Raw genomic sequence first — 12,596 nt, forward strand, 5'->3', positions numbered from 1 at the left:
TCGGTGCCGAGGTCGTCGGGCTCGGGGTCGGGCGTGGGCGTGGGCTGGTGGTGGGGCCGGCGCGGTCGGTCACGGGTGCGGGCCGGAGCGCGGCGGCCGGGCCGGGCGGTAGGTCTCGACGACGAGTTCGACGGCGTGGCGCGGGCGGTCGTGGCCGCCGGGGGCGGGCAGGGCCTCCTCCAGGACGGCGCCGCCCGGGTGGCGGGTCAGCCATTTGGCGAGGCAGCGCAGGTGGAGGGCGTTGCCGAGGTCGAGGGCCTGCGGCTTGGGGGCGTTCAGCCGGGCGAGGAAGTCCTCGACCGGGCGTCCGGCGGGCGCGCCGGGCACGGGGTGAAGGAAGAGCCGGTCGGGCAGGTCGAGCACGGCGCGCCAGCGGGCGGCGGTCGCGACGGGGACTTCCTGGTCGGCGGCCAGCTCGGCGCGCAGGGCGTCGAGGACGGGAGCCGGCAGGTGCCATCGGCGGCGGGCGAGGACCAGGTGGCGGTGGCGCAGTCGCGGGGTGCGGACGACCTCGCCGCCCGGGGCCGGCATGGTCCGGCGGGGCAGCAGCGGGCGGAAGTCGACCACGCCGCCCGGGTGGTCGGCGAGCAGCGGGCCGATTCGCTGGGGCAGCATCACCGGCGCGAGGAAGCCGAGATAGAGGACGTCGAGGAGTTCGCCGGTGGCGCGCAGCCGCAGCCGCAGCTGGTCGCCGACCGGGTCGTGGACGAGGTCGAGGTCGTGCTCGGCGATGGAGGTCCAGCGCCGGTCGGGGCCGATCTCGTCGGCGAGCAGCAGCGGGTGGAGGTTGGCGTTGAAGCCGCCGACGGGCCGGATCTGGGCGGCCCGGGCACCCTCGCCCAGGCCGTGCCGGATCTGCCGGGTGACGGCGTCGGCGGCGCCGGGGTCGACGGCGTCCAGGAAGCGGCTGGTGAACCTGCCCCAGCCGCCGTAGACGTGGTTGACGCAGAGCAGTCCGTCGGCGCGGTCGCGCTGGACGAAGTAGGAGTAGCTGAGCGGGCGGGCGGCCGTCCAGTCGGGCAGCCGGGCGGCCAGGTCGCGGACCAGGTCGGCGGGCAGGATGATCTCGGGGCCGTCCGCGGCCGGGCCGGTGGCGGTGAACTCCTTCCGGAGGGATGTGAGTTCCTCCCGTTCGCCGGCGCTGCGGGCGGGGTCGGCGGGTCGGCCGGCGTCCTCCCAGGCGGCGGCCAGCTCGGCGCCGAACTCCCAGGGGTGGGGGCAGCTCCCGCCGGGGCCGTAGCGGGCGACGAAGCGGTCGCGGGCGGCCCGGCGCATCAGGTGCCCGAGGTCGAACAGCTCGGCGAGCGCGGTGAGTTCGCCGAGCGCGGTGTGGTCGGCCTGGTCCAGGAGGGGGTGGGCGGGCAGCGGTGCGGGGGCGACGACGTCCTCGCTGAGCACGGTGAGCGGGGCGGCGTCGGCCGGGACGGGCCGGCCGCTGTCGGCGAGGAGCCGGTGCCAGCCGGCGCCGAGGGCGGTGAGCAGGGCCGGGCGCCGGTCGGCCGTGGTGGCGGCGAACCCTGCGGTTTCGTCGGCGAGTTGCTCGATCCGGTCGGCGAGGTCGGCGTCCTCGGGCCACTGGCGGAGCCAGTCGGCGAGCCGTCGGAGCGGGGCCTGGTCCTGCGGGTGGACGGGGTCGGCGGGCACCAGCAGCCCGGCCTCGGTCAGCCGGTCGACGAATCCGGTGGCGGAGGGATCGCCGGGCGGGCGGCCGAGCGCGGCGGCGAGCCGGTCGGCGAGCAGGGCACAGGGTGCGGGGTCGGCGGTGAGGCCGGCGAGCACGTCCAGCGCCGCACGGGCGGGCAGTTCGACCTTCTCCTCGCGGACGACGAGGTGCCGGCCGCCGGCGAACAGGACCTGGCTGCGGGCGTAGTGGGCGCGGCCGTCGGCGACCCGGGCGGTACTGGTCATCCGGTGGGGCAGCGCCCGGCGCCGGCGCGGCTCGGCCAACAGGGCCTCGGTGAGCGCCCCGACCAGCGTCCGGTTCTCCCTGACCACCGGGCGCAGCGCCGGACGGTCGGGTCCGGGGCGCTCGGCGGTGGCGGCGGCCGTGGTCTCGGCAGCCCAGCCGACGGTGGTGAACCAGGAGAGCGGACTGGTCTTGGTGCTGGCCCGCAGGGCGTGCCGCAGCACGGCGGGCTCCTCCTTGCGCGCCCGGCGCCCGCCCTCGCCCCGGCCCGCGGTGGCCACGGCGCGCAGCAGGTCGGCGCTGGTGAGTGCGATGGCGCGGGTGAAGTCGGGTGAGCGGCAGAGCTCGGCGAGCGCGGCGCGTTCGGCGGCCAGGGCCGGCGGGGTGGCACCGGCCAGCTCGTCGAGCAGGCCGGTGCGGCGCTCCTGCAGGGCGAGCCACTCGGCGAGGCGGGGCACCCGGGCGGGGAGGTCGCCGAGCCGCTTCAGCAGGGCGGCGCCCGGTCGGCGCCCGTTGTACAGGGCGCGGCGCAGCGGCAGCACGACCTGGCGGTGGAACTCCTCGGTGTGCGCGGCGCGGCTGGCGAAGAGGTCGTCGCCCAGGGCGGGCCGCAGAGCGGCGTCCTCGGCCTCGACGGCGGTGAGCCGGTCCAGCAGGGCGCGGAGCGCGGCGGCGGAGGCCGACTGGGCGGGCAGCGGGAGCGCGGTGGTGCGGACCAGCGCGTACGGGGCGGTCCGGGCCGGCGGGACGCGCACCGGGGCGGCCGGCTGGGCGGGGTGCGGCATGGCGGGGCTCCCGTCGGGCAGTGGAGCACGGCCGGTCCCGCGGTGGGGACCGGCCGTGCGGGGACGCGCTGTGCCTGGAGGGCGTGCGGCGCCGCGCCGTCGCGCGACGCCGTGGCGGTCAGCCGATCGGGGTCAGGTCCCTCGGGGGCGAGGACTGCGCCCGGTCAAGCGCCCTGATGACCACCTGCTGTGACGGTACGTCAGATCTGGACGTCCGCGATGATGTTCTGCTGGGCACAGGAGGACGAGGCCTGGCAGGAGCAGGAGCCCCAGGAGGCGCCGTTCTCGGGCAGCGCGGCGGTGTCGCGCAGCGCGGTGACGGTGAGCTCGCTGAGGTCCAGGTCCTGCAGGTCGAAGCCCTGGTCTGCGGTGATGTCGGACATGGTGTACTCCCTTGGTAGGCAGTCGAGGCCGAGATGCGCCTGACGGGATGGATGGGTCGGGGCATGCCGGTAGTCCGGTGGAAGTGGCTCGGACCGGGGTTCCCGGCGGCCTGTCGGCGAGTCTAGGGCGGCCGGTTGGAGCCCCGGCAGAGCGGCTCGACAGATTGGCCGGTTGCCTCCGCAGCGCCCCGCAGCGCCGTTGCCACGGCCCCGGAGGGCGGACGGCCGGGGCTCCCGCCGCGCCGGGAACCCGCCGCCGTCGGCCTTGGGCTCGGTATGCCCCCAGGTCACGTACCGGCGCGGGGTGGCTCCCAAGGGCGTTGCGGGACGGGACGGTTGAGCCGTCCGGGGCCTGCGTCGCGGTTGCGTCGGCAGGGTAGGGCGTATCACCCGGACGGCTCCGGGCGATAGGTAATCAGTCAGTCGGCAAGCGGATCGCAAGCCGCCGCGCCCGACCGCCGTCCGGTCCGGGCCGCGGTCAGACGGGCAGCAGTCGGGTGATCAACTCGCCCAGCCGGCGGGCGTTGCGGCAGGAGTGCATCTCCACCACCTCCGCGTAGGCGGCCGCGGCGGAGTCGCCGGTGCGCCACAGCGCGGGCGCCTCCGGGTTGAGCCAGTACACCCGGCGGGCCCGGCCGGCGATCGCGCGCAGCGCCCGCAGGTTCGGGTCCCGGTGGTTGTTGCGGGCGTCGCCGAGGATCAGCAGGCTGGTCCGCGGGCCGAGCGCGTCGAGGTGCCGCTCGGCGAACTCGCCCAGCGCCGAGCCGTAGTCGCTGTTGCCGTGGTAGCCCATCACCTTGGCGCCGGTGAGGATGGACCGGGCCAGCCGGGCCGGGTCCGCGCCGTCCTTCGTGACCAGGTCGGTCACCTCGGCGGTGCGGTTGACGAAGGCGAACACCCGGACCTTGCTGAACTGGTCGCTCATCGCCCGGACCAGCAGCATGGTGAAGTCGGCGAAACCGGCCACCGATCCGGAGACGTCGCACAGCAGCACGATCTCCGGCCGGGCGGGCCGGCGCCGCCGGTACGCGGGCCTCAGCGGTACACCGCCGGTGGACAGCGAGCGGCGCAGGGTGCGCCGCAGGTCGATCTGGCCGCGGGCGGCCCGGCGGCGGCGCGCAGCCAGCCGGGTGGCCAGCTTGCGGGCCAACGGGTGGACGGTGCGGCGAAGTTCGGCGAGCTGGTCACGGCCCGCGGCGAGGAAGTCGATCCGGTCGGGGCTGGGGGCGATGGCCCGTTCGGCGATCCGCTCGGTGCCGCGCAGCTCGGCCACCCGGCGGCGGGCCTCGGTGCCGACCATCGTGCGGAAGAGCTGGATCCGGCGGCGGATCTCGTCGGCGGCGAGGCGGTCGGTGAAGTCCGGGGCGGCCCCCTCGCGCAGCGCCGCCAGGACGCGGGCGAGCAGGGTCTCGGGCGCGAGGCGGCCCAGGGTCTGGTGGGCGGACCAGCCGTCCGAGGTCGGCGTGGAGCCGGAGCCGTACCGGCCGAAGGCCGCCACCGCCTCGCCGGCCAGCCGGGCCAGCGCGGCCCGGTCGTCGGCGGCGAGGGCGGCGGCGATCCGCTCGCGCAGGTCCTCGCGCGCATCGCGGGGCGAGGCGCCCTGCTCCGGCGCGTCCTGGCGCGGCCCGCCCGGCGCCGGGTCGACCCGGGCGGACTCCGGGTCGCCGACGCCGAGCGGGAAGAACAGGTCGAAGGCGGCGTCGAACACCGCGCGCTGCCCCTCCCCGCGCAACAGCGCCGCGCCGAGCCCCGCACGCATCTGCTCGCGGTCGGCCAGCCCGAGCACGTCGAGCACCGCCGCCGCGTCGACGGTCTCGGCCGGCCCGATCCGCAGGCCGTGCCCGCGCAGCGCCCGGACGAAGCCGGTCAGCCGGGCGGGAGTGCCGCCCGTCGCTCCCTCAGTGCCGTCCGTCGTTCCCTCGGTGGGGGCCGGGCTCATGCCGGGGTGAGCTTCTGGGCGGCCTTGAGGACGTCGTCCTGGTGCTTGAGGATCACCCCGAGGCTGGCCCGCACCACCGCCTCGTCCAGGGTGTCGGCGCCGAGTGCGAGCAGGGTGCGGGCCCAGTCGATGGTCTCCGCGACCGACGGTGCCTTGCGCAGTTCCATCGCCCGCAGCGCGCCGACCACCCGGACGAGCGACTCGGCCAGGGTGGCGTCCAAGCTGGGCACCTTGAGGCGGACGATCCGCTGCTCCAGCTCGGCGTCGGGGTAGTCCAGGTGGAGGAACAGGCAGCGCCGGCGCAGCGCCTCGGACAGCTCGCGGGTGGCGTTGGAGGTGAGCAGGACGAAGGGGCGGCGGCTCGCGGTGATGGTGCCCAGCTCCGGGACGGTGACCTGGAAGTCGCTGAGCACCTCCAGCAGCAGGGCCTCCATCTCGACGTCGGCCTTGTCGATCTCGTCGATCAGCAGCACGGTCGGCTCGTCGCCGCGGATCGCGGTCAGCAGCGGGCGGGTGAGCAGGAACTCCTCGCCGAAGATGTCGGTGCGGGCCTGGTCCCAGTCCTCGTCCCGGCCGGCGGTGATCCGCAGCAGCTGCTTGGCGTGGTTCCACTCGTAGAGCGCGCGGGCCTCGTCGATGCCCTCGTAGCACTGCAGCCGCACCAGCCGGGCGGCGCCGATCGCGGTCACCGCCTTGGCCAGTTCGGTCTTGCCGACGCCGGCCGGGCCCTCGACCAGCAGCGGCTTGCCCAGCCGGTCGGCCAGGAACACGGTGGTGGCCACCGCCGTGGACGCCAGGTACCCCGCCTCGGCCAGCTTCGCCGTCGCGTCCTCGACCGACTCGAAGAATCCCGTCCCGTCGCCCATCAGCCCTCAACTCCCCGTCGCGGTGTCCGTCCGCAGCACCCTACCGGCGAGTCACATCGCCGTCCCGGGGGGTCGGGGTGGCTGGGGGCCAGGGCGTCCGAGGCGGTGCTCGGCCCGGGGCGTTCGCGCGCGGCAGGGCGCACGCCCGCCGGGGGTGCCGGGGGCGTGCGCCCGAACCAGGACCGGGCGGTCCGGTCAGTTGACGTAGATGTGCGGGTTGCCCGCCACGGAGGTGTCCAGCACGGGCCCGTAGGTGGCGGTGAAGTACCCGGCGGCGAAGCAGGTGCTCGGGCCGGAGTACTTGTTGAACACCTGGGAGGCGAAGCCGATGGTCTGGGCGGTGTTGCTGGTGGTGCCGGAGATGCTCCCGGGTGCGCGGTAGACGCAGGTGATGGTGCCGAGGATGGTCTTCAGCACGACCGTGGTCTGCAGCGGCCCGGCGGTCGGGCTGAGCGTCACCGGGCTGCCCGCGCTGTCGCTGACGGCGTTGGTGAACGGCAGGTTGTTGACGGTGACGCTCTGCACGCTCGTCACACCGATGACGTTGGCGGTGCAGGAGCCGAAGGTGTGGCTGTTGAGCTGCTCGACGGCGACGCCCGGCGCGGCCGGGTTCGAGGTGACGGTGGCGGAGAAGGAGGAGACGGCGCACTTGATGCCGCTCGTCCCGGTCGCGCTGGAGTAGAAGGCGGCGTAGCTGCCCGGGACGAGGTCGGCGGTCAGCACGTCGCCGACGGCGGCGGCGGTCCCGCCGGGGCCGCCGTAGGTGAGGACGGCGGGGGCGGCGGCCTGGGCGGGGGTGACGGCGGCGGTGGCCAGGGCAAGGGCGGCGAGGGCCGCGGTGCCGAGGGTGCGGCGGATGCGCATGAGGGGGTGCCTCTCTCCGTGGGGAGCCGGGTGGGGGTCCCGTGGACCGGGCCCGCGGCATCGGCCGGCCGGGCGGGTGACGGGTGTCGAACGAGGCGTACGCGACTCGGCGGGCCCGGCGCCACGGGCCCGCCCGTACGGCGGCAAACGGGGTGCGGTAAGTGCTGCTGTGCGCCGGGTGCAGTAGGTGCAAAGGGCGCGGGGAGTGCGGTGAGGTGCAGTGGGGTGCACGTCGACGGCTGCCACCGTCGGGCATGCGTTCGCCATACTGGACAGCCGGAACGCGTGGAGGTTTCCGGGGGGCCGATGCCACCGGATTGGAAACCTGCGAGTGTTGTAAACCAGCCCTTGCCTCAATGTCAATACAGTGCACAGGAGTTGGCGATGGATCCGAACCCCGTCCAGAGCGCCGAGGCGCTGCTGCTGCCCGGCGCGAGAACCGGCCGCGACCCGGCCCGCTCGATCAAGCGCGGCCCGAGCCGGCTGCCGCCCGACGTGGTCGCCGCCACCCAACGGGAGCGCCTGCTCGACGGGTTGGTGCACACGGTGGCCGAACACGGATACCAGCACGCCACGGTGAGCGACATCTGCCGGGCGGCTGGCGTTACCAGGCCGGTCTTCTACGAGCTGTTCAGCGGCAAGGAGGATGCCTTTCTGGCCGCCCACCGGCACGGCACCGGCGTGGTGATCCGCCGGATGGCGGCGGCCTTCGCCGCCGCACCGGACTGGTGCACCGGCATCCGCGAAGCGCTGCGCTCGATGCTCGACCTGCTGGCCGTCGTCCCGGCCTTCGCCACCATGGCGGTGATCGAGATCGAGGCGGTCGGGCCGGCCGGGCGCCGCGAACGGGAGCAACTGCTCACCCGCTTCCGGGCGTTCTTCGCCGAGGTGCCCGATCCGCCCGGCGGGGTGGCGGCGCAGGCACTGGTGGACTCGGTGGTCGGCGGCGTCTACGCCACCCTCTATCGCTGCGTCGACGGTCGGCGGACGGCCGAACTGCCCGATCTGCTCCCGGTGCTGAGCCTGTTCTGCCTGGCGCCGTTCCTCGGCCCGGCGGAGGCCGCCCGACGGCTGCCGCCACCGGCCCCAACGGGCGTGCCGGGTGCGGATGATGATCCTTCGTGCACCCGTATTGACCCGTCGGATACCGGGCAGTAGCTTCCTGAATATCCACCTGTGGTCCGACCGGCCCGCCCCGCTGCCGAGGGGCGGTCGCACCGGTCGGGCCGCAGGACGCTGTCCGCGCCAGGACAACGTGCCAGTACGTGCCCGTCCCCACCACCCGAGGGAGCACCTATGGCCACGTCCGATGACGCAGCCCCCACGTCCGAGGGCGACGTTTCGCCCGCCTCGCCCGCCCACGCCCGAGGGCGGGTCAGGTTGCGGCGCACCGCGCTGATGGCCGTCCCGGCCCTCGCCGCCGGCGCCGTCCTGATGACCCTCACCGCACAGGGCGTCATAGGCGCCCAGTTCGCGATCTCGGGAATGCCGTTCACCGTCACCGCCGACAGCCTCGACGGCGTCGGCTTCGAGCAGTTCGGCAGCCTCGACCACATGATCGAGGGCAGCCCGAACGAGGGGGACACCGGCGGGCAGGTCCTCGTCGCCGTCTCCGCCATCAAGCAGGCCTCGCTGACCAAGCTCTGCCAGAGCGTCGACCTCGGCGGCATCAACCTGCTGATCAGGGCCGGTGACGCGGGCACCCCGGTGACCGCCACCGACCTCACCACCGACTCCGACGTCTTCACCGGTGACGCCTCCTTCACCAACATCGAGATCGGCGGCGACGCCAGCACCTACACCAAGGCCGGCGTCCAGGGCCTGCCCGGGGTGTTCGGGCAGCAGGCCGACACCGTCGTCGTCCGCAACCTGCGGCAGCACAACTACGCCACCACCGCGGGGACGTTCAAACTGCCCAACCTGCGGCTGAGCTTCAGCAGCGAGGGCTGCTGACGGTGGCCGATCCCGTACCCGACGCGGAGGCCGCCCCGGTGGCCGGGGGCGAGGCGGCGCCACCCGCCGCCGAGCCGACCGCCGGCCCGACTGTTCTCGGCCGCTGGCGCGGCTGGCGCGGCCGACGCCCCTTCTGGGGAGGCCTGTTGGTGCTGCTGGGCGGCGCGGAGATCCTCTTCACCCTGCGGGCGCCGCTGCCCGTCGTCCTGCACATCGGGATGCAGGGGCTGGCCGGCTACCTGGTACCGGCCGTGATGACGATCTGCGGGGTGCTGATCCTCTTCAACCCCGCCCAGCGGCTGTTCTACTCGATCCTCGCCGTGCTGGGCTCGCTGGGCAGCTGGGTCACCTCCAACCTGGGCGGTTTTCTGCTCGGGATGATCCTCGGCGTCCTCGGCAGCTGCCTCACCTTCGGGTGGCTGCCCGACCAGCCCCCGCGCCGCCGACGGCTGCGCGGCCGCGCAGCCCGGACCAAGGCGGGCCCGGCCAGGGCGTGAACGGGCCGGGCCACGAAAGCGGCGCCCCGCCCCCGGTGATGGGAGAGCACCGGAGGCGGGGCGCCGTGACCGATTCTCTTCGCTCAAATGGCTTCCAGGGGAGCCGAGTTCATTGCAATCAACGAGATGCGCATCCGCTTCATTTGCTGGGCGTGTCACAATTTGTCACGAACCTTGGTGATCTTGCTTAGCCCAGCAGCTGGCCCAGCTTGTCCGAGCCGGCCTGAAGACTCTGCGGGTCAGGATGGACATAGACCCGCTTGGTGAAGGACAGGTCAGCGTGACCGGCCCAGGCGGAGACGACGGGGTCAGGGACGCCGTTGTTGGCCATCCACGAGAGGACGGCATGGCGGGCGTCGCAGAGGCGGACCTTACGTACGCCGGGCCTGCTGCATCAGACGGTGGGCCTCACGGCGGAGCTTGTCGGTCTTGAAGGGACGGCTCAGCTCGTCAACCAGGACATAGCCGCCGTCCTCGTAGGCCTCCCCTGCCGTGAGCTCTTCCCGCAGTTGCAGGGTTAAGGGTGAGACACCGGTCTTCTGGTGCGCAACCGCCCAACGCCGCGGGGGCGAAGCCCCGGGCGAGACGAAAACGATATCCATCGCATTTTCGAACCGGACAGGAGCTTCCTGGGCGAGAGGGGATAAAACCGTGACGGTGCCTGCTCAGGCAGTCACAACCTTCCTCCCAGAAGGCCCATTCATAGCATTTTCGGACGCACAACAAAACAGCATAAACCAGCATGTCAACAACACGAACGTCCTCTGAGACTTCACTCCGTGATCAACAACGAACGCCTCCAGGACCGTCGCTCCTCTCAACAATGGTCACGCCTGTTGACAATCGCAATCGATTCGAAGAATTGTTGCGGGAAAGTGAGGTTGTCATTTGTCCATACCTGTAGGCCTTGCCACAACGTTTGTGAGCAGAATCTTGGCCAGGCGAATAGCTCGCGACCGCCACTGTTAAGGAATGACAGTGTTACACAATAAGAATCGTTGTGGTAGATTGAGTTGACAACGCCTCGCCATGACGCACTGCCGTCGCTCCTGAGAGTCAAGTGGGCGCCGGCTAGGCCGCATCCGCCCAAATCACTCGGCGCTTCCCAATAAAAATCCGCCGAAGGCAGGTCGTGTTGGCCCGAGGTTGCCGACCTGCTAGCCGTGGCTAGATGACCAGGCTGAATGGCGGAGAGCCGCGAGTTGGCAGATGCGATCAGCTGGCTGGCCATCATATGCAGGGGATTCGACTCATCGAGTTTGAATTGTATGCGAACAAGCGGATGACTGTGCTCGCGGCAGGGCACTTGATCGATTACTTCGACCTTCCCGATGACCTCGGCGGGAACGTCTATCCATCCACTGTCGCAGGAGCCCGGGGCAAACGCGACGTATTTGTCCTTGTCCGACGCCTTGACCATGCCGGTGTACTGGTGATCGGACCGAAGCTTCCCGTCGGCCAGCGCTGCCGCCAGTGCCTCGCCGGAATCAAACCTATTCTCGGCCATAGCGATTCCTCTCGGCTAATAGCAGACTCCGCTAATGGTTCGCGGCTGGCGGCGCCGACGACCGGCCACGTCTCGATGCGCCTGTCAGGAGGTTTACTCCTTCAGCGGGGGCAGTGGCTGCGGGTTGAGAGCCACTTTCTCGGCTGCGGTCTCGTAGAGGCGAGCGGCGGCGAGGTATAGGGAGCGGCCCTCGTCAGCACCGCTCATGTTGGCCGAAATCTCAGCCAACACCACCGCAGTGAGGATGTCGCGCAACCAGGGCGGGCGGGGCGGCCGACCGGGCGCGGGTGTTCCGCACCAGTCGTCCATGTTCTGCACCAGCATGGTCAGGCTCATGTCTCCTCCTGGTGTCCTGCTGTCATTTCAAGATATCGGGGTGCCATCCGGGATGCCGACTCCGCCTACCAGAGACTCTGCATTGGTGCCACCGCCGACCGGGCTGAGCGAATCAACCATGAATGTGTGGTCGTGTGGGGCCACTGCGAACTCAGTATTTATGCTGCCGGCGGCGCTTTGTCGCAGGAAGTAAATCTGTGGACGAAATTGCATCAGCCCAGAACCCGCAAAGAGTGTTTGTCCGGCCCGTCCCAGGGCGAGGCCGAGCCATATCTGGGTTGCAGGGGCGCCGGGCATCTGCTGCCGTGTGTCGCCGTCGTGGTCGAACTGCTTGGTCAGTGCGCCGAACCGGTAGACGCAGAACTGCACGAAGAACTCCGAGGTCTGGAACGATGACCAGAAGCTCTGGTCCAGATTGAGGCCGAAGCGCAGCTCGACCTCTTCGTCCAAGCCAAACGTCGAATGCTGAGTGCCGTGAACGACGTCGGTCCACGAGATGCGGCAAAGTGGGCTGTTGAAGGTAGGACCTGCCATGACCATCCGCTTCCCTATTCGACTGAGCACGCCGATCCATAGGGCAGTAAGAGGGAGGTGTGAGCGTGCTCCTGGCGCCGCCACGGTGCCTGCCGGGCTGTAGTGGCTGTCGAAACTGCCGTGTCCAGAGACCTGGTCTAAGCGCCTTACCACACGACCGTATATCCGCAGTCTACGGTCTGCATCTTGACGCCGAACTCGGGCGCGGGGCGGTGTCCGCACCGGATGTTCAGGGGAACGGTTTCTGGCTGACTTCCGTGCGGCGGCCGCACTTCGCCCTCTCTGTCAACACGCCTCGTCATGATCGCGGTGGCCACTGTCATCCCCGCAGACACCCACCCGACACCCACCTCCGCGCTGACCAGCATCGCTCAGATCACGAACTACAGCTGCCCTGTTAGGCTGAGCCCCTTCATTGCGATCTCACTGCGTACTCGCAACCCGAGTCACATCCAGAATCCGACACGTCAACTTGGTGTCGGCCGGAATCGCCTTGAGCCCGTGGGCATCCTCGTCCGCGTTGTTAACGCTCTGACCAGGAGCAAGCTTGCTAACAATGCTCGCGCCAGTATCGAGCCTGTCTCCCTGGGTGTTCACAAACTCCACTTCAATGATGTAGTCAGACACCTTGCTTGAGTGGTTGGTGATCTTAAGATCCGCCACCCCGACGAACTTCCCACTGTGCGATCCGGAGTGATACGGGTCATCGGTGAGCACGCAGCCAACAAGCTGGACATCATCCTTGGGTGGGTTGAACTCGGTGGCACCTGGCGAGGCCGTCACGGTCTGGCTGGGCAGCGTGGGCGTGGCCGTCACGGTCACCGTCGCAGTGGGAAGTAGTGAGGCCTGGGCGGACTGACCAGTGTTGGTGGCACCTACCTCGTGCCCGCCAGAACCACAGGCAGCAAGCCCGAGGCCAAGTGCCCCGCTCGCCACGCTGAGAACAAGCCGTCCACACTTGCTGGTCATGGTTCTTCCTTCTACTCACAGGCTCCTGAGTACCGCTTCGCACTCCCGACACCGCCG

13 protein-coding genes are annotated in these 12,596 nt (G+C 71.2%); 3 read left to right on the top strand and 10 right to left on the bottom strand.

The window, feature by feature from the left end:
* Positions 1-69 precede the first annotated feature (69 nt).
* The 5 genes from ACGFZP_RS16005 to ACGFZP_RS16025 form a co-directional block, all read right to left on the bottom strand.
* Entirely contained in the window at positions 70-2,691 is a 2,622-nt protein-coding gene (locus ACGFZP_RS16005; protein ID WP_392932729.1) for a lantibiotic dehydratase, read from the bottom strand.
* Positions 2,692-2,891: 200 nt separating this feature from the next.
* Complete coding sequence (locus tag ACGFZP_RS16010) at positions 2,892-3,074, bottom strand: thiazolylpeptide-type bacteriocin (RefSeq protein ID WP_392932732.1); 183 nt, start codon at positions 3,072-3,074, stop codon at positions 2,892-2,894.
* 478 nt (positions 3,075-3,552) lie between these two features.
* Positions 3,553-5,013, bottom strand: coding sequence for a VWA domain-containing protein (locus ACGFZP_RS16015; RefSeq protein ID WP_392932733.1), 1,461 nt, complete (start codon positions 5,011-5,013; stop codon positions 3,553-3,555).
* Complete coding sequence (locus ACGFZP_RS16020; protein ID WP_392932736.1) at positions 5,010-5,879, bottom strand: AAA family ATPase; 870 nt, start codon at positions 5,877-5,879, stop codon at positions 5,010-5,012. Before ACGFZP_RS16020 ends, ACGFZP_RS16015 begins: the two co-directional genes overlap by 4 nt.
* Positions 5,880-6,074: 195 nt before the next feature.
* Positions 6,075-6,743: a Tat pathway signal sequence domain protein gene (locus ACGFZP_RS16025; RefSeq protein ID WP_392932738.1), complete on the bottom strand. Its 669-nt coding sequence runs from the start codon at positions 6,741-6,743 to the stop codon at positions 6,075-6,077.
* A 384-nt stretch (positions 6,744-7,127) separates the two neighbouring features.
* Between ACGFZP_RS16025 and ACGFZP_RS16030 the strand changes: the two genes are divergently transcribed.
* From ACGFZP_RS16030 to ACGFZP_RS16040, 3 genes are all read left to right on the top strand, one after another.
* Positions 7,128-7,901 carry a TetR/AcrR family transcriptional regulator gene (locus ACGFZP_RS16030; protein ID WP_392932740.1) on the top strand — a complete coding sequence of 258 codons (774 nt, stop codon included), beginning with the start codon at positions 7,128-7,130 and terminating at the stop codon, positions 7,899-7,901.
* Positions 7,902-8,039: 138 nt separating this feature from the next.
* A complete protein-coding gene (locus tag ACGFZP_RS16035; RefSeq protein ID WP_392932743.1) occupies positions 8,040-8,696 on the top strand; it encodes a DUF6230 family protein in 657 nt (218 codons plus the stop codon).
* A complete protein-coding gene (locus ACGFZP_RS16040; protein ID WP_392933482.1) occupies positions 8,693-9,193 on the top strand; it encodes a DUF6114 domain-containing protein in 501 nt (166 codons plus the stop codon). The genes ACGFZP_RS16035 and ACGFZP_RS16040 overlap by 4 nt, the downstream gene beginning before the upstream one ends.
* Before the next feature lie 187 nt (positions 9,194-9,380).
* On the opposite strand, the gene ACGFZP_RS16045 is transcribed toward ACGFZP_RS16040, so the two are convergent.
* The 5 genes from ACGFZP_RS16045 to ACGFZP_RS16065 form a co-directional block, all read right to left on the bottom strand.
* Complete coding sequence (locus ACGFZP_RS16045; protein WP_392932745.1) at positions 9,381-9,524, bottom strand: hypothetical protein; 144 nt, start codon at positions 9,522-9,524, stop codon at positions 9,381-9,383.
* 486 nt (positions 9,525-10,010) lie between these two features.
* Positions 10,011-10,700, bottom strand: a complete 690-nt coding sequence (locus ACGFZP_RS16050) for a DUF6294 family protein (protein WP_392932747.1) — start codon at positions 10,698-10,700, stop codon at positions 10,011-10,013.
* Between the two features lie 93 nt (positions 10,701-10,793).
* Entirely contained in the window at positions 10,794-11,036 is a 243-nt protein-coding gene (locus ACGFZP_RS16055; protein WP_392932750.1) for a hypothetical protein, read from the bottom strand.
* A gap of 27 nt (positions 11,037-11,063) precedes the next feature.
* Positions 11,064-11,570: a hypothetical protein gene (locus tag ACGFZP_RS16060; protein WP_392932752.1), complete on the bottom strand. Its 507-nt coding sequence runs from the start codon at positions 11,568-11,570 to the stop codon at positions 11,064-11,066.
* A 423-nt stretch (positions 11,571-11,993) separates the two neighbouring features.
* Entirely contained in the window at positions 11,994-12,539 is a 546-nt protein-coding gene (locus tag ACGFZP_RS16065) for a hypothetical protein (RefSeq protein ID WP_392932754.1), read from the bottom strand.
* Positions 12,540-12,596 lie beyond the last annotated feature (57 nt).

The sequence above is a fragment of the Kitasatospora sp. NPDC048239 genome (assembly GCF_043202015.1).
In the GTDB taxonomy this organism is placed as follows: domain Bacteria; phylum Actinomycetota; class Actinomycetes; order Streptomycetales; family Streptomycetaceae; genus Kitasatospora.